Source organism: Flavobacteriaceae bacterium, from assembly GCA_003443635.1.
Taxonomy (GTDB): domain Bacteria; phylum Bacteroidota; class Bacteroidia; order Flavobacteriales; family Flavobacteriaceae; genus AU392.
Genome location: CP031964.1, coordinates 2,801,985 through 2,820,879, shown reverse-complemented (window position 1 = coordinate 2,820,879; position 18,895 = coordinate 2,801,985). Strand labels below are relative to the sequence as shown.

18 protein-coding genes are annotated in these 18,895 nt (G+C 27.5%); all 18 read left to right on the top strand.

All coding sequences use genetic code 11. The features are described 5' to 3' along the window. Positions 1–23: 23 nt before the first annotated feature. The 18 genes from D1817_12980 to D1817_12895 all read left to right on the top strand — a co-directional run bounded on the left by D1817_12980 (position 24) and on the right by D1817_12895 (position 18,894). Positions 24–812 carry a glycosyltransferase gene (locus D1817_12980; GenBank protein AXT20758.1) on the top strand — a complete coding sequence of 263 codons (789 nt, stop codon included), beginning with the start codon at positions 24–26 and terminating at the stop codon, positions 810–812. Between the two features lie 43 nt (positions 813–855). Then, positions 856–1,671 carry a polysaccharide pyruvyl transferase family protein gene (locus tag D1817_12975; protein ID AXT20757.1) on the top strand — a complete coding sequence of 272 codons (816 nt, stop codon included), beginning with the start codon at positions 856–858 and terminating at the stop codon, positions 1,669–1,671. Further along, positions 1,668–2,708 carry a glycosyltransferase family 2 protein gene (locus D1817_12970; protein AXT20756.1) on the top strand — a complete coding sequence of 347 codons (1,041 nt, stop codon included), beginning with the start codon at positions 1,668–1,670 and terminating at the stop codon, positions 2,706–2,708. Before D1817_12975 ends, D1817_12970 begins: the two co-directional genes overlap by 4 nt. An 81-nt stretch (positions 2,709–2,789) precedes the next feature. Next, a complete protein-coding gene (locus D1817_12965; GenBank protein ID AXT20755.1) occupies positions 2,790–3,752 on the top strand; it encodes a glycosyltransferase family 2 protein in 963 nt (320 codons plus the stop codon). Positions 3,753–3,759: 7 nt separating this feature from the next. Further along, entirely contained in the window at positions 3,760–4,680 is a 921-nt protein-coding gene (locus D1817_12960; protein ID AXT21283.1) for a class I SAM-dependent methyltransferase, read from the top strand. A 4-nt stretch (positions 4,681–4,684) separates the two neighbouring features. Beyond that, positions 4,685–5,632, top strand: coding sequence for a glycosyltransferase (locus D1817_12955; GenBank protein ID AXT20754.1), 948 nt, complete (start codon positions 4,685–4,687; stop codon positions 5,630–5,632). A gap of 1 nt (position 5,633) precedes the next feature. Next, positions 5,634–6,782, top strand: a complete 1,149-nt coding sequence (locus D1817_12950) for a glycosyltransferase (protein ID AXT21282.1) — start codon at positions 5,634–5,636, stop codon at positions 6,780–6,782. Positions 6,783–6,787: 5 nt separating this feature from the next. Then, positions 6,788–7,666 (top strand): glycosyltransferase family 2 protein, encoded by an 879-nt coding sequence (locus D1817_12945; protein ID AXT20753.1) that lies wholly within the window; start codon positions 6,788–6,790, stop codon positions 7,664–7,666. Positions 7,667–7,675: 9 nt separating this feature from the next. Then, complete coding sequence (locus D1817_12940) at positions 7,676–9,115, top strand: MBOAT family protein (protein ID AXT20752.1); 1,440 nt, start codon at positions 7,676–7,678, stop codon at positions 9,113–9,115. A gap of 2 nt (positions 9,116–9,117) precedes the next feature. Further along, positions 9,118–10,020 carry a hypothetical protein gene (locus D1817_12935; protein AXT20751.1) on the top strand — a complete coding sequence of 301 codons (903 nt, stop codon included), beginning with the start codon at positions 9,118–9,120 and terminating at the stop codon, positions 10,018–10,020. A 43-nt stretch (positions 10,021–10,063) separates the two neighbouring features. Continuing rightward, the gene (gene gmd / locus D1817_12930) at positions 10,064–11,134 is read left to right on the top strand and encodes a GDP-mannose 4,6-dehydratase (protein ID AXT20750.1); all 1,071 of its coding nucleotides are present in this window, start codon (positions 10,064–10,066) and stop codon (positions 11,132–11,134) included. A 1-nt stretch (position 11,135) separates the two neighbouring features. Continuing rightward, positions 11,136–12,059, top strand: a complete 924-nt coding sequence (locus D1817_12925; protein ID AXT21281.1) for an NAD-dependent epimerase/dehydratase family protein — start codon at positions 11,136–11,138, stop codon at positions 12,057–12,059. Beyond that, the gene (locus D1817_12920) at positions 12,056–13,222 is read left to right on the top strand and encodes a DegT/DnrJ/EryC1/StrS family aminotransferase (GenBank protein AXT20749.1); all 1,167 of its coding nucleotides are present in this window, start codon (positions 12,056–12,058) and stop codon (positions 13,220–13,222) included. Before D1817_12925 ends, D1817_12920 begins: the two co-directional genes overlap by 4 nt. A gap of 90 nt (positions 13,223–13,312) precedes the next feature. Next, positions 13,313–14,467: an acylneuraminate cytidylyltransferase gene (locus tag D1817_12915; GenBank protein AXT20748.1), complete on the top strand. Its 1,155-nt coding sequence runs from the start codon at positions 13,313–13,315 to the stop codon at positions 14,465–14,467. 5 nt (positions 14,468–14,472) lie between these two features. Further along, positions 14,473–15,348, top strand: coding sequence for an N-acetylneuraminate synthase (locus D1817_12910; protein ID AXT20747.1), 876 nt, complete (start codon positions 14,473–14,475; stop codon positions 15,346–15,348). 20 nt (positions 15,349–15,368) lie between these two features. Next, entirely contained in the window at positions 15,369–16,766 is a 1,398-nt protein-coding gene (locus D1817_12905) for a UDP-glycosyltransferase (protein ID AXT20746.1), read from the top strand. 11 nt (positions 16,767–16,777) lie between these two features. Next, the gene (locus D1817_12900) at positions 16,778–17,929 is read left to right on the top strand and encodes a glycosyltransferase family 1 protein (protein AXT20745.1); all 1,152 of its coding nucleotides are present in this window, start codon (positions 16,778–16,780) and stop codon (positions 17,927–17,929) included. A gap of 5 nt (positions 17,930–17,934) precedes the next feature. After that, the gene (locus tag D1817_12895; GenBank protein ID AXT20744.1) at positions 17,935–18,894 is read left to right on the top strand and encodes a hypothetical protein; all 960 of its coding nucleotides are present in this window, start codon (positions 17,935–17,937) and stop codon (positions 18,892–18,894) included. Position 18,895 lies beyond the last annotated feature (1 nt).

Below are 18,895 nucleotides of genomic sequence, written 5' to 3'. Positions count from 1 at the left end.
CTATAAATCAATCTATTTTTGAAATGAACTTAGATTGCTTCACTACTTTTATTGAAAGTGCAAAAGCATCAGAGATTAAATATGAAATTATATTAATAGAAAGTAATAAGACTAATAATTGGAATTATGATTTGGAGCATTTAAAGGTGATAATGCCGAAAGGAAAATTTAACTTTCATAAATTTTTAAATATTGGCGTTGATAATGCAGAAGGAACTTTCTATATATTAAGCAATAATGATGTTGTTTTTGATAAAAATTGGTTGTTAGAAATCCTTAAAGTAAGTCAGGGTAACAAAAATATTTTATCTTTTTCACCTTTTGATGCTAATGCAAATAAACTTTCAAAGCAAGCGACAAAAAATAATGATTATATTGTTGGTTATGATATTCAAAAACATATTACAGGATGGTGCCTAGTAATACATAAAAAAGTATTTGATGATATTAAGCAATTGGATGAAAGGTTTAATTTTTATTATGCCGATAATGATTATGCAATGATGTTAAGAAAGTTTAATATTAAGCATGCATTGGTGACAAAAGCATTTGTAAGCCATTTAGAAGGAATTAGTGTTAAAGAATTAAAACAAAAGAAAAAACCTATTGAGTTAAATAGTAAAATACCAAAATATGTTGTAAAAGAAAATTGGACTTGGGTATTAGAAAATGAACAGATGATAGAGGGGTTAATACAATTTCATAATAAATGGGGTAGTAGAAAAGTAATTAAATTAAAACTTTTAATTGTTGAGTTTTTATCGAAATTTGGTTTAGGATATTTTAATAGATATGTTCTTCTGAATAAATGAACTATAATAGATTGCATTATTTTATAATCTTTATAAAAAATAGATGATAATTAGATTGTATTGGTGGCAAGAAAAAAGAAAAGATAGTTTACAAAACTATGGAGATTTAATGTCTTTGTATCTCACTAGAAAGCTATCAAAAAAAATTGTAATTTCTAAAAACCACTTTTTAAAGAAAATTTTAAATAGATTAATTAAAACATATTATATCTGTATTGGAAGTGTACTTTTTGCAGCTAACAAAAATACTGTTGTCTGGGGAGGAGGTATTATGAGAAAAGATGAAAAAGTGAATAATGCTACCTTTTTGGCGGTTAGAGGGCCTAGAACACGTAAACGTTTATTAGAGTTGAATTATACAGTTCCTGAAGTTTATGGAGATCCAGCAATACTGCTTCCAATGTTTTATGAAAATAATACTTCAAAAAAATATAAAATAGGCATTATACCACATTTTGTTGATTATGAAATTGTAAATAATAAGTTTGATCATAACAATACAATAAAAGTAATTAATTTGCTTACTAAAGATGTTGAAAAAACAACTGATGAAATTTTAGAATGCGAAAATATAATATCGTCTTCTTTACATGGAGTTATAGTGGGTCAATCATATAGAATACCATCTCTTTGGGTAAAATTTTCGAATAAATTATCTGGTGATGATATAAAGTTTTATGATTATTTTGAATCGATGAATATTTATTTGAAAAAAGAAATATTTGTTAACCCTAATAGTTTGAGTATTAAAAAAATAGAAGACTTACTTGACGAGAATAAAACAGTTTTATTGCAAGAAGAAGATGTTTTAGAGTTGAGAAAAAAAGATCTTTTAAAAAGCTGCCCTTTTGTAAAATGAGAAAAGGTAAGAACGTTATAAGGAATGAAAAAATAAAGCTTAGTATGTGTTCTCATAGAGTTATTATTCCTCTATACATTCCAAATGAAGAAGGGTATTACACTGATGCATTTCGAATTTTTGAATTGTGCTTGTTTTCGATAAGAAAAACAGCATTATCTCCAATAAAAATATCTGTTATAAGCAATGGAAGTAATGATTCTGTCAATATAAAATTAATGAACTTACAAAATGAGAATCATATAGATGAACTCATTGTAGAGAAAGAGAATATTGGAAAAATTAATAGTATTTTAAAAGCATTGCGTACTGCTGAAGAACGGTTAATTACAATTACTGATGCTGATGTTTTATTTTTAAATAATTGGGAGAAAGAAATTATTATTGCTTTTGAATCTTTTCCTAAAGCTGGGATGATAAGTCCAGTACCTATGTATCGTACACAATTAAGGTTAACAAGTAATATTTGGAAACGCTATTTGTTTTCCAAACGTTTAAAATTTTCACCAGTGAAGAATCCTGAAGCATTAACACGATTTGCTAAAAGTATAAGCTGGCCAGGATTAAGCGAAAAATTAAAAGATGTTGTGGCGACTTTAAAAGCAAAAAATGATGTTTTAGCAGTTATTGGCAATTCACATTTTGTTGGAACTTATAAACGAGAAGTATTTAATAAGCTTCCTAAATTTAATAGCAAATTTAAACTTGGGGGTAATAGTGAATCTTTGTATTTAGATAAACCTGTATTGAAGTATGGAGGGTATAGATTGGCAACCTATGACAATTATGCATATCATCTTGGAAATAGTTTAGAACCTTGGATGGAAGAAGAGTTTACTAGACTAAATGATGAAAACAAGGTTTATAATGACTTTAAACAACTTAAACTTCTTAAAAAGAATACTATAAATTATTTTTTGTCAGAGAAAATGTTTAAGAAACTTTTTTATTCAAAGCATTTTAAAAAATACATTTATAGAATGAAAGGGTTAAATAAAGAACAAATTTATAACTACCTTGATAATGATTATAATTAAATATTGAATAGAGTTATACCTTTTTTTTATAAAATAAAAACTTTGATGATTTTTCTTAATGTAAATATGTAGTATAATGTAATGACTTTATCTTCTCCACTAATCTCTATAATTATTCCGATATTTAATCGTGAAAGCATTGTAAAAAAAACATTAGATACAATCGTTGCACAAACTTATACTAATTGGGAGTGTATTATAATTGATGATGGTAGTACAGATCATACTAAACAAACAATGGAGACGTATTTACAAACAGATTCTAGATTTAAATATTTTGATAGACCAAATCATCTAGTAAGAGGAGCCAATAGTTGTCGAAATTATGGATTTACATTAGCTAAAGGCGATTATATCAATTGGTTTGATAGTGATGATATTATGCAACCTAATTTCTTAGAAGAAAAAGTAAAAGCTTTTCAAACTAATACAGATGCAGTTCTGCATAGAAATAACTATGCAAATTATCAAATTACTGAATATAGAACTAGTAAATTTGATTACAATAATGAGAGAAATTTATTCTACAATTATGCTATGGAAGCTATAGAAATTCAAACCTGTGGGTTTTTATGGAAACGCTCTTTCCTAGAAGGTAAACTTCTTTTTGATGAAACGATTCAACGTTATCAAGATAATGAATTTCATATAAGAATGCTAGCTTTAAAGCCTAACATAAAAGTTTTAGATATAGTTTTAGCAACTATTAGAAGCGGAGATGGAGATAAGAGTCAAATTAGCTCTAAAACTAATATAACTAAGAAAAAATTATATGATATTTTTTATTATAGATATCAGTGTTTAAAATTAGCATCTAATAAAGATTTAAATGTAGATACGCATTTTAATAAAGTCATTGCAAAGAAAGCAATATGGGCTTTTTATGCAGGGTTAAGATTTGAAAGCAAATTATTGAAACGTTTAACAGATGTGTTTAAATATTATAAGAAATTAAGGTTTGTATATTCAAATAATGAAATAAGTAGTTTTGATATATTTAAATCTAATATATACATACTTAAAATTATCTTTTTTAGGAAATAAAGTAATTATGTTCGGCAAACTAAAAAAACAAATCAAATCTTTCTTAAATAAACTTCCTTATATAAAAACATTATATAAAGAGAATCAAAATTTTAAATCGAATACAATATATCCTGCAGGACATTATTATTCAACTATAATTTCTATAGATGAAGTAAGAAAGAGAGAAAATGAAATATGGAAAAATGAAACTGTAAATGAGGTTTTAGGAGTTGACTTGAATATAGGTAAACAGCTACAAACTATTCAATCCTTTGAAGAATACTATGATGAAATACCTTTTGAGGACACTAAAAAAGAAGGATTAAGGTATTTTTTTAAAAACGGATTTTATTCTTATTCAGATGCAATTTCATTATATGGAATGATTAGAAACTATAAACCAAAGAAGATAATAGAAGCTGGATCAGGTTATAGCTCTGCATTGATGTTGGATGTAAATGCTTGTTTTTTTCAAAATCAAATTGATTTAACATTCATAGAGCCTTACCCAGAGCGATTGTATGATTTGATTTTAGAGAAAGATAAAATATCTACTACTATAATTGAATCGTTTATTCAAAATGTACCAATTAATATATTTGAATCTCTTGAATCTGGAGATATTCTTTTTATAGATAGTACTCATGTATCTAAAACAGGTAGTGATGTCAATTTTATTTTATTTGAAATACTACCGCGATTAAAAAGTGGCGTTTTAATTCATTTTCATGATATCTTTTATCCTTTTGAGTATCCTAAAAAATGGGTATTTCAAGGCAGAAATTGGAATGAAGATTATATAGTTAAAGCTTTTTTAATGTATAATAAAGAATTTGAAATATTATTTTTCTCTCACTATTTACATAAACATCATAAAAATGCTTTTAAAAAACTACCATTAATGTATAATAATCATGGCGGGAACTTATGGCTTATAAAAAAGTGATAATATGATATCTATACTTATTCCAATATACAATAGGTCACATTTAATAATTGAAACGTTACAATCTATTAAAAAACAAATTTATGAGAATTGGGAATGTATTATTGTAGATGATGGGAGTACGGATAATACTATAGATATATGTAACGATTATACAAGTGATGATTCACGATTTCAAATATTTAGCAGACCAAGCCATTTAAAAAAAGGACCAAGCTCGTGCAGAAATTTCGCATTTAGTAAAGCTTTAGGAGATTATATTCAGTTTTTTGATAGTGACGACGTAATGCACCCAGAGCATTTGTTAAAGAAACGAAATGCAATTGATACAGCCGATTTTGTAGTTTGTAAATTACAAGAATTTGATAATGAATTTAATTCTAATTTATTCTTAAAAGATAAAACTCCAGATATAGAATATTCAGAAAATGTATTTGAAGATTTTGTTTCTGGTGTTTTTCCAATGATGATGGTAGCTCCATTATGGAAAAAAAGTGTGTTAAAAAATTATATGCCTATTCGTGAAGATTTACATATATTAGAAGATCATGAACTATTTGCAAGAGCACTTTTTAATAAAAAGGAATATAAAATAATTAATGAACCACTTATTTATTATCGTGTTGGTGCATTTTCCTCTACTAATAGTTTTTATAAAAATATAAATTATGGATTAGAGTCCTATTTTAAAGCAAAAAAAACAGTACTTAAATTAACTGATTCAAAAAGAGTAAAATATGCAATTTTAAAAATGACTTTAGGGTTTTTTAGAATGGGATTAGCGCAACGTGATTTTAAATCTGCGACATATTGTTTAGATTTTATTAAATCAGAGAATTTGTGTTATAATCTTAATTTGAAGTTGAAGTGTACAAGAATTCATTTCTTCTATATTATTTTTAAAGTGTTAAAACGTGGGGACACTCAATTTAAATCATTATTTAAAATTTAATATGAAAATCTTAATGGTTGCTATACCAAATCATCATTTTTTTCAATGGGTTGATCAATTGAAAAACTCAGGGCATGAGGTTTTTTGGTTTGATATAACAGATGGAGGGCCAGAATCAAAACGTATAGATTGGGTTAAGCAAATAAAAGGTTGGAAATTAAAAAAAGATTACCCATTTAGATTTCGTATAAAGAAGAGATTACCTAAATTATATACATTTATTCAAAAAAGGAATGAATATAAAGTTTCAGAAGTTTTTGAGGAATTAATAAATGAAATTCAACCAGATATTGTGCATTGTTTTGAAATGCAATTGTCTGGATTACCAATATTAGATATAATGAAGCAAAATGCTATTCCATTTATATATTCTTCTTGGGGAAGCGATGTGTTTTATTTTGAAAAAATGGGGGTAACTAAACAACAAGCCCAAGATTTTTATGATCGAACAGATTATTTAATTACTGACTGTAAAAGGGATTATAATATTATATTAAATAATGGTTATGAATCTAAATTTTTAGGAGTTTTCCCTGGCAATGGAGGGTTAACTGTAGATATCAATAAAATTCAACCGATGGTTGACAGAAATACGATCTTGATAAAAGGATACGATGATGGTATAGGTAAAGCATCAATTGTATTAAAAGCATTAGAGTTAGTGTCTGAAGATTTGATTAATGATAAAAAAATAATCATTTATAGTGCAGATCATTCTCTTAAAAATATAATTAAAAACTCTAAATTACTTTCAACATTAAAAATAACAATATATTCTAGGTATAGTTTTATCCAGAATACAGATTTATTAGAACTAATGGGTAAAAGTTGTTTGCATATTGCTAATAGCATTTCTGATGGGATGCCAAATGCACTTTTGGAAGCGATGAGTATGGGAGCATTTCCAATACAATCAAACCCTGGAGGTGTTACTGAAGAAGTAATTATCAATAAAAAAAATGGATTTTTAATTGAAAACGCTTTAGATGTAAATCATATAAAAGAGTTAATAGAACAAGCAATTCTAAATGATGATTTAAGAAAGAAAGCGAAAGATTATAATGTAAAATTTATCCAGAAAAACTATAATCGCACTATATTACAATCTAAAATTTTAAAGCTTTATGAAACTGTAAATACAATAGATTAAAAACTATGCAATTATCCTTTTTAATTGTTACAAAAAACCGACCTATAGATTTAGCTTTGACTTTAAGTAAGCTTAAAATACTTATGAATTTATCTATTCATGAGGTTTTGGTATGTATAGATGGTTGTTCTAAAACTGAAGCGATTGTACCTGAATTTAATTGGGTTAATTGGACAATTAATTCAAAAAGTATGAGTGCTTCTCCAGCAAGGAGTGTTTTATATAAAAAAGCAAAAGGGAAAATTTTTATAGGTTTAGATGATGATGCTCATCCTATTAGTGATAATTTTATAAGTCAAGTGGAAAATGAGTTTCAGCAAAATAATAATTTAGGGATTATTGCTTTTCAAGAAATAAAGGGATTATTTAATACTGATGATGATGCCTTAAAGAAAGTGAATATGGGAGAATCATACTTAACTAACGATTTTATAGGGTGTGGATTTGCTATTAAAAAAGAAGTTTATGATGCCATAAACGGATTTCCAGTTTGGATGGATATTTATGGAGAAGAATCCGCTGTAGCAATAGAAGTATTAGATTTAGGATTTCAAATTTTGTATCAACCTTCAATTGTAATAAATCATAGAATCGATACTGAAAAACGAAAACAACAAGGGAGAAACTATTTTAGATTTGAAAAGCAATTAAGAAATGAATTACGTTATTATTTAGTGTATTACCCTAAACCTACTTTTAAAATTTTGAAATTGTTAATGCATAATTTTAAAAAATATGGACTTACAGATATTAATTATTTTAAATCGTTTATTAAAATATGTTATTTGACTGTATTTCAATTGTTTAATATTTTAAAATTTAGAAGGCCAGTGAAGAAAATTACGATAGAAAATAAATTGAATTTAAAAAGTTTAAAATATTAAAACAAATTAATGTTATTTAACTCTTTAGACTTTGCTGTTTTTTTGCCAATAATATTTGTATTGTATTGGTTTGTTTTCAAATCCAATCTAAGGTTTCAAAACATACTTTTAATAATTGCAAGTTATGTGTTTTATGGCTGGTGGGATTGGCGTTTTTTATCTCTAATTATTTTTAGCTCATTATTAGATTATGTTATTGGATTAAGTTTATCTAAAGAAAATAATCCTAATAAACGAAAACAATTACTATGGATAAGTATTTGTGTGAATTTAGGATTTTTAGGATTTTTTAAATATTACAATTTCTTTATAGATAATTTTGTCGAGGCTTTTTCATTTTTTGGAAGTAAAATATCTCCAAATACGCTAAATATAATTCTTCCTGTAGGGATTAGTTTTTATACATTTCAAACATTAAGCTATACTATAGATGTTTATAAACGAAAGTTAGAACCTACAAGAGATATAGCCTCATTTTTAGCATTTGTTAGTTTCTTTCCACAATTAGTTGCAGGTCCAATAGAACGAGCTACAAATTTATTACCCCAATTTTATGATAAAAGAGAGTTTCATTATTCTAAAGCTATTGATGGTTTGCGTCAGATTTTGTGGGGATTATTTAAAAAAATAGTTATAGCAGATAATTGTGCGAAATATGCTAATATAATTTTTAATAACTCAGAAGACTATTCAGGAAGTACTTTATTTTTTGGAGCTTTATTTTTTGCATTTCAAATTTACGGTGATTTTTCAGGTTATTCAGATATAGCTATTGGTACTTCTAGATTGTTTGGTTTTGATTTAAAACAAAACTTTGCTTTTCCGTATTTTTCTAGAAATATAGCAGAGTTTTGGAGACGTTGGCATATTTCGTTATCTACATGGTTTAGAGATTATTTATATATTCCATTAGGAGGGAGTCAAGGAAGTATTTGGATGAAAATTAGAAATACATTTATTATATTTTTAGTAAGTGGATTTTGGCATGGAGCAAATTGGACGTTTATTGCTTGGGGGTTTTTAAATGCGCTTTATTTTTTACCATTATTACTTGCTAAAAAAAACAGAAAATACCTTGATAACGTTGCTCAGAAAACTTTATTACCGAGCTTTAGAGAAGTTATTTCTATAGGTATAACGTTTAGTTTAACAGTGTTTGCATGGATTTTTTTTAGAGCAGAATCGATTACCCATGCTTTTAGTTTTATAAAAGAAATCTTTACATCATCATTTTTTAGAATTCCAGAAATCAGACCTTTGGATGTAATGGTTTTAATTATGGTTTTTATGATAATAGAATGGTTTGGTAGAGATCAAAAATATGCAATAAGTAATATGTTTTTAGCCAGGCATAAATTTTTTAGATGGACATTTTATATGATATTAATTGCTTGTATTTTTATTTATAGCAGTAATGTTGAACAAGAGTTTATTTACTTTCAATTTTAAGAATGAAAAAATTTCTTTTAAATATTGTAGTTTTTAGTGCCCTTTTTTTTATTGTTGAAAAGAGTATTTATTTTTTTATTGCTAATGCGCCAAATAAAGAATACGATAAACGATTAGAATATATATTAAAAGGAGAAATGAATAAAAACCTTATTGTTTTAGGTTCATCTCGCGGCGCTAATAATATTATTGCAGAACAGTTACAAAATGAGACAGGCTTAACATCGTATAATTTATCTTATAGAGGAGCAGATATAGTGTTTCAAGAGTTTTTATTAAAAACCCTATTAAAGTTTAATACAAAACCTAAAAAAGTTATACTCATTATTGACGATATTTATGAGTTTAATTATGAGCCAACATTAAAGTTTAGAATCGATAGATTATCTCCATTAAAAAAATATAATTACATTAATAATGAACTTATTAGAAGAGGAAATAAAAATGTATTGTCTAAAATCTTTTGTTTATCGAGAGTAAATCGAAAAGATTTTAATTTGAAAAAAAATAATGTTTTACCAATAAATAAAATGACAGCGTTTGGTTCTAAAGTTATTTTGTCAAAAGGAAACTCTAAAATGACTTATAAGAGTACTTTTGAAAAGTATTCTACAGAATTTGAACAAAAAGAAAAACTGCATGCTTTTTCAAGAATTCAAGAATTATGCAAATCCAATCAAATTGAATTAATATTCATTTTTCCACCTAATTATAGAATATTTAATACTAGTTTTTTAAATCGATTTAATGAATTAGTTCAACAGGAAAATAAAATAATGATATACGATACTTTGAATCCTGTATATAAAAATGAATCTTACTATAGAGATGTATCTCATTTAATGAAAAACGGCGCTGAAATATTTACTTCAGAAGTAAGTACTTTTATTAATAACAGTAATTAAAATAATATGAAGTTAATTATATTTACATTTTAAGTACTTATATATGAAAACAGCTTTAATTACAGGAATAAATGGCCAAGATGGTTCATACTTAGCAGAGTTGTTAATAAGTAAGAGTTATAAAGTTCATGGAGTAATAAGACGAAGCTCTACATTTAATACAGAGCGTATTGAGCATTTATATATAGACACACTTTTAAAAGATTTGCATCAAAAGCAGAGTATTAAGTTACATTACGGAGATATGACAGATGCTACAAATCTTATTAGATTGGTACAGCAAATTCAGCCGGACGAAATTTATAATTTAGCAGCACAATCTCATGTAAAAGTATCTTTTGATATGCCAGAGTATACAGCAGAAACTGATGGTATGGGAACATTACGACTTTTGGAAGCAATTAGAATTTGTGGTTTAGAAAAGAAAACTAAAATTTATCAAGCGTCAACTTCAGAATTATATGGTAAAGTTCAAGAAACTCCGCAAACAGAAACAACTCCTTTTTATCCACGATCTCCATATGGAGTAGCAAAATTATATGCCTATTGGATTACCAAAAATTATAGAGAATCCTATAACATATTTGCTGTAAATGGTATTTTATTTAATCATGAATCTGAACGTAGAGGAGAAACATTTGTAACACGTAAAATTACCTTGGCAGCAGCTAGGATTGTACACGGTATTCAAGATAAATTATATTTAGGAAACTTAAATGCTAAGAGGGATTGGGGGTATGCCAAAGATTTTGTTGAATGTATGTGGTTAATGTTACAGCAAGACGTTCCTGAAGATTATGTTATAAGTACAGGAATACAACATACAGTAAGATATTTTTGTGAGCTAGCATTTGCTGAAGCAAATATAATATTGAAATGGGAAGGAGAAAATGAGAATGAATGTGGAGTTTGTAGCAAAACAGGAAAAGTATTAATAGAAATTGACTCTAACTATTATAGGTTAGCAGAAGTTGACACACTTTTAGGCGATCCATCTAAAGCAAAAAAGAATTTAGGTTGGAACCCAAATAAAACATCATTTGAAAGATTAGTGAAAATGATGATGAAGCATGACCTGGATTATGTTGTGAAATATAAATCGAATGTTATATAAAATGAAGATTTTACTAACAGGAGGGAGTGGCATGGTTGGGAAGAATATTCTCGAATTCAATGCCAATTCAAAACAATATAATATAGTAGCACCATCTCGAAATCAATTAGATTTAGAGAACTATAAGGAAGTAAATAAATATATTAAACTACATCACCCAGATTATATTATTCATGCAGCAGGATTAGTGGGAGGTATTCAAGATAATATAGCTAACCCAGTAAATTTTTTAGTTAAAAATTTGGATATGGGTAGAAATTTGATTTTAGCTGCAAAAGAAAATAAAATAAAATATTTTATAAATTTATCTAGTTCTTGTATGTATCCTCGAGAAGCTACTAATCCATTAAATGAGAATCTTATTTTGAAGGGCGAACTAGAACCAACAAATGAAGGGTATGCGCTTGCTAAAATTATATCGACAAGATTATGTGAGTATATTAATAAAGAAAATAATTATTACCAATATAAAACAGTAATACCATGTAATTTGTATGGCAAATATGATAAATTTTCATTTGAACATTCACATATGGTACCAGCAGTAATCAGGAAAATTGATGAAGCTAAAACTAAGTCGGAAAAAAGTGTGACTATTTGGGGAACAGGAGAAGCAAGGCGTGAATTTATGTATGCAGAAGATTTTGCGGATTTTATTTTTTATGCAATAGAACATTTTCATAAAATGCCACAAAACATAAATGTAGGATTAGGTCATGACTACACAATAAATGACTATTATAAAGAAATAGCAAATGTTATTGGTTATACAGGTACATTTAAACATGATATAAGTAAACCAGTTGGTATGACGCAAAAATTAATAGATGATACTAGATTAACTATTTTTGGTTGGAAAGCAAAAACAACATTACAAGAAGGTTTGAAAAAAACTTATGAATACTATAAAGAAGTAATTGAATGATAAAGTATCCGCTAGCAACATCTACTTGGGATGATAAAGAGATAGAAGCTATTAAAGCAGTTATAGCTAGTGATATGTATACAATGGGTAAACACGTTAAACAATTTGAAACGGAGTTTGCATCATTTGTAGATTCTAAACATTGTGTGATGGTAAATTCGGGTTCTTCAGCGAACCTACTGGCAATAGCAGCATTATTTTACACAAAAAAACCAAAATTAAAAAAAGGAGATGAAGTTATTGTGCCAGCAGTATCTTGGTCTACTACATATTACCCTCTATATCAATACGGATTAAAATTAAAATTTGTAGATATTGATTTACAAACTTTAAATTTTGATTTAGAGCAACTTGAAAAAGCTGTTACCAAAGATACCAAAATGATATTTGCAGTTAATCTGTTAGGAAACCCTAACGATTTTGATACAATACAAAATATTATTGGAACGCGTAATATTCTATTATTGGAAGATAATTGTGAATCTATGGGTGCAGAATATAAAGAAAAGCAAACAGGAACTTTTGGAGTAATGGGGACATTTTCTACATTTTTCTCTCACCATATGGCAACAATGGAAGGTGGTTTAATTGTTACAGATGATGAAGAGTTGTACCATGTGCTAATTAGCTTAAGAGCACACGGTTGGACAAGACATTTGCCAAAGGAAAATAAAGTGATAAATAAATCTGATGATTGGTTTACAGAATCCTTTAGATTTGTTTTACCAGGCTACAATCTAAGGCCTGTAGAAATGTGTGGAGCAATAGGTGAACAACAATTAAAGAAATTGCCAAACTTTTTAAAGCACAGACGAAAAAATGCAATACAGTTTCAAACTCTATTTAAAAATCATAAAGATTTCTATACACAGACAAATATAGATCATAGTAGTTGGTTTGGTTTTAGTTTGATAATAAAACCTGAATCTAAGTTAAAACGTAAAGATGTTGTTGAAAAATTAACACAAAATAATATAGATTGTAGACCTATAGTTACTGGGGATTTTACGAAAAATGAAGTTTTGAAATATTTTGATTACGAAATTTTTGGAGAAATGAAGAACGCAAAATATTTAGATGAAAACGGCTTATTTGTCGGGAATCATCAAACACCTATAAAAGAAGAAATAAAACACCTATATACAGTTTTGTCTGAATTATAAAATGAGATTTGTTGCATTTTATCCTATTATTTGGTATTTCGTCGATAAAAAATGTATTTTAGCATAAATGATATGAATTAAATAATTAGAATGAAAACAGTAGGATTTATTCCATTGCGAAAAGGCTCTAAAGGTGTGCTTAATAAAAATAAACGTAAAATGGTTGGTAGACCATTATATACTTGGGTTTTAGGAGAAGCTATTTTTTCTAATTTAGATGAGATTTACGTTTATACAGATGATCAAACTATTATTGATTTTATAGGAAAAGAATATCATTGGACCTCAAAAGTTAAAGCGTTATTGAGAAGTGCAGAAAGTGCTTCAGATAGTGCTTCAACAGAAATGGCGATATTAGAATTTTGTAAAAAAATAGATTATAATTTTGATGTCTTTTGCTTATTACAAGCAACATCACCATTTACCAAACGCGAACATATCAATGCTTGCTTGGAAAAATTAAAAGAAGATTACGATTCAGTACTAACTGTTGTTAAAACACATCGTTTTTTATGGAATGAAAATGGTACTCCAATAAACTATAATTTATTAGAAAGACCAAGGCGTCAAAATTTTGATGGTTTATTAATAGAAAATGGGGCTGTTTATACAAGTACCAAAGCATCTTTAAAGCGTACAGGAAATCGATTAGGAAGTAAAATTGCTATTGTAAAAATGCCAGAAGAATCTTTATATGAGATAGATTCTGAAAATGACTGGATTATTGTTGAAAATCTTTTAATTGAGCGTCAAAAACGATTAAAAGAAACAAAAAAAATCACACACTTAGTATTAGATGTAGATGGTGTATTTACTGATGGTACTGTGACTTATAGTAAAGAAGGAGAGTTGTCTAAAACGTTTGATATGCGAGATGGCATGGGGCTTGAAATTTTAAGGCAGTTTAATATTGAAGTAATTGTAATGACCTCAGAACAATCAGAGTTAGTTGCAAAACGTATGAAAAAACTCAACATTCAAAATGTATATCTGGGTGTAAAAGATAAATACACATTATTAAATTATATTTCAGAAAAAAATAGTTTATCAGTAGCTAGTGTTGCTTATGTTGGAGATGATGTTAATGACTTAACTAACATATGTAGTGTAGGATGGTCGTTTGCACCAAATAATGCAACAAGTATTGTAAAACAAAATGCAGATGTAGTATTATCAAAAAATTCTGGCGCTGGAGCTATTCGAGAAGCATGTCAATTTATCAGTAATTATAATAAACGATTTTAGATTTTATGAATACATATAAAAAACCCTACATCATTGCCGAAATAGGCTGTAATCATAAAGGAGAAATAACAATAGCTAAAGAATTAATTAAAGTAGCTAAAATATTTTGTAACGTTGATGCTGTTAAATTTCAAAAACGACATAATAAAGAACTCTTAACAGAAGAACAATATAATCAACCACACCCAAACCCTATAAACTCATATGGAAATACATATGGAGCGCATAGAGAATTTTTGGAATTTAATTTAGAACAGCATAAAGAACTAAAAGGTTATTGTGAAGAGATAGGAATTACATATGCTACATCGGTTTGGGATGTAACATCAGCTAAAGAAATTACATCTTTAGAGCCAGAGTTTATTAAAATACCATCGGCATGTAACAATAATACAAGAATGTTAGAATGGTTATGCAAAAATTATAAAGGAGAACTCCATATTTCCACTGGAATGACCACCAAAACCGAAATAGATAATTTGGTGCAATTATTTAAAAAACATAAAAGAAATAAGGACTTAGTACTTTATAATTGCACATCGGGCTATCCAGTACCTTTTGATGATGTATGTCTTTTAGATATTAATTTATTAATTGATAAATATGAAGATGATGTAAAGCATATAGGTTTTTCTGGACATCATTTAGGTATAGCTGTAGATGTAGCTGCCTATACTTTAGGAGCAAATATTGTAGAAAGACATTATACAATAGACCGTACTTGGAAAGGTACTGATCATGCAGCATCTTTAGAACCAATGGGCTTGCGTAAATTATCTAGAGATTTAACTGCAGTATATAAAGCTTTATCGTTTAAATCTTCAGATGTTTTACCAATAGAACAAGTACAGCGTGATAAATTAAAAAACCAAAAAGGATAGATAATTTATTAAAATTTAGAATGAAGAAAAAAATATTTGTTTTTTTTCCTGACGGTGTTGGCTTAAGAAATTTTGCATTCACAGATTTTAAAAACATAGGAGAGAGAATGGGGTTTGATATTCAGTATTGGAATAATACCATTTTTTCATTAAAAGATGATTTAGGCTTTAACGAAGTAAAAATAGAGAATCACACAACTCATAAATTATTACCGATCTATACTAGAGCCAGGAAGCGTGCAGAATTAAATGTGTCTAGAGATAAGTTTAACGATTTCGTATATACCACATATAAATTTCCATTTAATTATAAAGGCTTAAAAAATATTTTTAAAAGTATATATACAAAGATATTAATAGGATTATATTCTTCAGAAAAAGGAGTTATATACCTTCGTAAAAAAATTAATGCTTTAGAACGTTCTACTTCAAAATACAAATATTGTAAAGCGCAATTAGAAATTCATAAACCAGATATAGTGTTTTGTACGACACAAAGAGCTACACAATCTATAAGCGCTTTGTTAGCAGCTAAAGACTTAGGTATTCTAACAGTAGCTTTTGTATATTCTTGGGATAATGTTCCTAAAGCTATGCAAGTAGTAGAAACAGATTATTATTTTGTATGGAGTGATTTAATGAAGAGTGAGGTATTAAAATATTACCCTTTTATAAAAGAATCACAAGTTTTTGTTACTGGAACTCCACAGTTTGAACCTCATTATAATACTAATTTATTACAATCTAAATCAGAATTTTTTAAAGAACATAATTTAGACGAAGACAAAAAATATATCTGCTATTCAGGAGATGATGAAACTACTTCACCATTAGATCAATACTATTTAGAAGACTTAGCAAACGTAGTAAGAAACCTCAATGAGGAAGGCGAAAATTTAGGTATTATATACAGAAAATGCCCTGTAGATTTTACATCGAGGTATGATGCTGTAATAGAATCAAATAATGATATTATTAAAGTTATAGATCCAATTTGGAAGCAAATAGGAGGACAATGGAATCAGGTTTTACCTGCAAAAGAAGATTTTAAAATGTTATATAACATTTGTGAACACAGTGAATTTGTGACCAATGTGTGTTCCTCTACAGTATTTGATTTTGTAGTGCATAATAAACCTTGTGTTTATTATAATTATGAACAACCACAACTTAAAAAAGGCATTAGAGATATAGGACAGAATTATAAATATGTACACTTTAGATCTATGCCAAGTCAGGAAGCTGTAATTTTCTGTACCGATAAAAAGGATTTAGAGAGTATCGTAGATAACACTTTAAAGAAGAAAACATCCAACGTAGTAGAAGGCTCAAAATGGTTTAAAATAGTAGCAGGAGATGCACCAGCAAAAGCATCTGAAACAATATGGGAAGTAATTGATAGCTTATTGACTAAATAAAATGGTTTAATATGAGGGTTGGTTTTATAACATCAGAATATCCACATTCAAAAGTAAAGCATGCCGCAGGTATAGCTACAAGTATAAAAAATTTGGCAATTACTTTAGCGAAAAGAGGAGTAGATGTTACAGTTTTTGTATACCATCAAGAAACAAGTGAAATATTTATAGATGAAAATGTAGAGGTTCACTTAATACAAAATAAATCATACAAATATTTTACTTGGTACCGTTATCGTAAACATATCCAAAACTATATAAATGTTATAGTAAAAGAAAGAAATATAGATATATTAGAAGCACCAGATTGGACAGGGATTACTGCATTTATGCAATTTACAATACCATTAGTTATTCGTTTTCATGGTAGTGATGCTTATTTCTGTAAATTAGATGAACGTCAGCAGAAGTTTAAGAATTTTATATTTGAAAAAAGAGCTCTAAAAGGAGCTGTGGCTTATATTACTCCAACTACTTATGCAGGAATAGAAACTCAAAAAATATTCGGGCTTAATAAAAATAAGATAAGAACTATACACTACGGTTTACAATTAAAGCACTTTATAAATGAAACTCCAGATGATTTTAATAGAAATACAATACTATATATAGGAACTATAATTAGAAAAAAAGGAGTTATAGAGTTGGCACAAATATTTAATAAAGTAGTCAAAAAAAATCCAAAAACTAAATTAATTTTAATAGGAGGAGATGCACCAGATATTAAAACAGGAAATGCGTCTACTTATGTATTAATGGAAAAAATATTCTCAGAAAAAGCTAAAGAACAATGTGATTATTTAGGCAAAATCCCGTACTCAGAAGTAAAAGAGTATATTAAAAATGCACATGTATGCACTTTTCCTTCTTTTGCAGAAACCTTAGGAATGGTTACTATAGAGTCTATGGCATTACAAAAGCCTGTTATAAACACAAGTATAGGTTGGGCGCAAGAATTAATTGATGATGGTAAGAATGGATATTTAATCCATCCATCTCATGTAGATGAATATGCTGAATGTATTTTAAAACTTTTAAGGGATGAAAAACTGTGTTTAGAGATAGGTAAGGCAGCTAGACAAAAAGTAGAAGCTACTTTTAATATTGAGACTATTGCAGATCAAAACATACAATACTATAATTCAATAATTAAGGAGTATTAATTTTTATGTTTATAAAAACGCTTAAAAAAAAGCTTAGTAAAACTGTAAAAAAGATTATGTTTTTTTTACACTATTCTAGACATTTAAGTTTTAAAACAAATACTAATAAAAAGCGAATTATAATTTGTTTCGATGGCCTTTTTCCTCATGGAGGATTGGTCGATAGATTAAAAGGAATGATTTCTTTTTATGAAATTTCAAAGCTATTAAACTACGAGTTTTATATTCATTTTGATAATCCATTTAACTTAAATATCTTTTTAGAACCTAATACAGTAAATTGGTTAATAAAGAAAAAAGATATAAAATGGCATCCAACTAAAACAAAACTAATTTATGTAGTTAATAATTTTAATGTAAAACCTTTAGAACTTATTAAAAAATCGAAAGCAGATACATTTATTGTTTATGCAAATATTGACTATTTAAATTCATTTCACCCATTAGCAGATGCAAAAGCTTTAGAGAATAAATGGAGAATTAATTTTAATGAATTATTTAAGAAAACAAGCCAACTCAACGATAAATTGAATAACATTGAACAAGAAAAATATATAGCTTTCCATACCCGTTTTACAAGTTTAATGGGAGATTTTGTAGATTCTTCAACAAAAACAATTTCTGAAGAACAAAAACAAAAACTATTAACTCAATTACAAACAGAAGTAAAAAGTATTGTGAAAACAACAGTATATAAATGTTATGGATTTTCAGATAGTGTACGTTTTCTAGATTACATAGAAGAAAAAGAAGCAGTACATTTAGTGGAAGGAAATCCATTTCATATGGATAATTATAAAGGAAACTCTACCATAGAAGGGCATTTAAAAACAATGATAGATTTTTTTATGATAGCAAATAGTGAGATCGTTTACTTTTTAAAAATAGAACCAATGTATCACAGTAGTTTTTCTAAATATGCAGCTATCGTTGGAGATAAACCTTTTAAAATGATTAACAAGTAAC

Excerpts from the sequence above, each read along its gene's own strand:
- D1817_12970 (AXT20756.1), top strand. The coding sequence starts at position 1,668 with ATGAGAAAAGGTAAGAACGTTATAAGGAATGAAAAAATAAAGCTTAGT.
- D1817_12945 (AXT20753.1), top strand. The coding sequence starts at position 6,788 with ATGCAATTATCCTTTTTAATTGTTACAAAAAACCGACCTATAGATTTA.
- D1817_12960 (AXT21283.1), top strand. The coding sequence starts at position 3,760 with ATGTTCGGCAAACTAAAAAAACAAATCAAATCTTTCTTAAATAAACTT.
- D1817_12955 (AXT20754.1), top strand. The coding sequence starts at position 4,685 with ATGATATCTATACTTATTCCAATATACAATAGGTCACATTTAATAATT.
- D1817_12935 (AXT20751.1), top strand. The coding sequence starts at position 9,118 with ATGAAAAAATTTCTTTTAAATATTGTAGTTTTTAGTGCCCTTTTTTTT.
- D1817_12940 (AXT20752.1), top strand. The coding sequence starts at position 7,676 with ATGTTATTTAACTCTTTAGACTTTGCTGTTTTTTTGCCAATAATATTT.
- D1817_12905 (AXT20746.1), top strand. The coding sequence starts at position 15,369 with ATGAAGAAAAAAATATTTGTTTTTTTTCCTGACGGTGTTGGCTTAAGA.
- D1817_12975 (AXT20757.1), top strand. The coding sequence starts at position 856 with ATGATAATTAGATTGTATTGGTGGCAAGAAAAAAGAAAAGATAGTTTA.
- D1817_12910 (AXT20747.1), top strand. The coding sequence starts at position 14,473 with ATGAATACATATAAAAAACCCTACATCATTGCCGAAATAGGCTGTAAT.
- D1817_12980 (AXT20758.1), top strand. The coding sequence starts at position 24 with ATGAACTTAGATTGCTTCACTACTTTTATTGAAAGTGCAAAAGCATCA.
- D1817_12920 (AXT20749.1), top strand. The coding sequence starts at position 12,056 with ATGATAAAGTATCCGCTAGCAACATCTACTTGGGATGATAAAGAGATA.
- gmd (AXT20750.1), top strand. The coding sequence starts at position 10,064 with ATGAAAACAGCTTTAATTACAGGAATAAATGGCCAAGATGGTTCATAC.
- D1817_12965 (AXT20755.1), top strand. The coding sequence starts at position 2,790 with ATGACTTTATCTTCTCCACTAATCTCTATAATTATTCCGATATTTAAT.
- D1817_12915 (AXT20748.1), top strand. The coding sequence starts at position 13,313 with ATGAAAACAGTAGGATTTATTCCATTGCGAAAAGGCTCTAAAGGTGTG.
- D1817_12900 (AXT20745.1), top strand. The coding sequence starts at position 16,778 with ATGAGGGTTGGTTTTATAACATCAGAATATCCACATTCAAAAGTAAAG.
- D1817_12950 (AXT21282.1), top strand. The coding sequence starts at position 5,634 with ATGAAAATCTTAATGGTTGCTATACCAAATCATCATTTTTTTCAATGG.
- D1817_12925 (AXT21281.1), top strand. The coding sequence starts at position 11,136 with ATGAAGATTTTACTAACAGGAGGGAGTGGCATGGTTGGGAAGAATATT.
- D1817_12895 (AXT20744.1), top strand. The coding sequence starts at position 17,935 with ATGTTTATAAAAACGCTTAAAAAAAAGCTTAGTAAAACTGTAAAAAAG.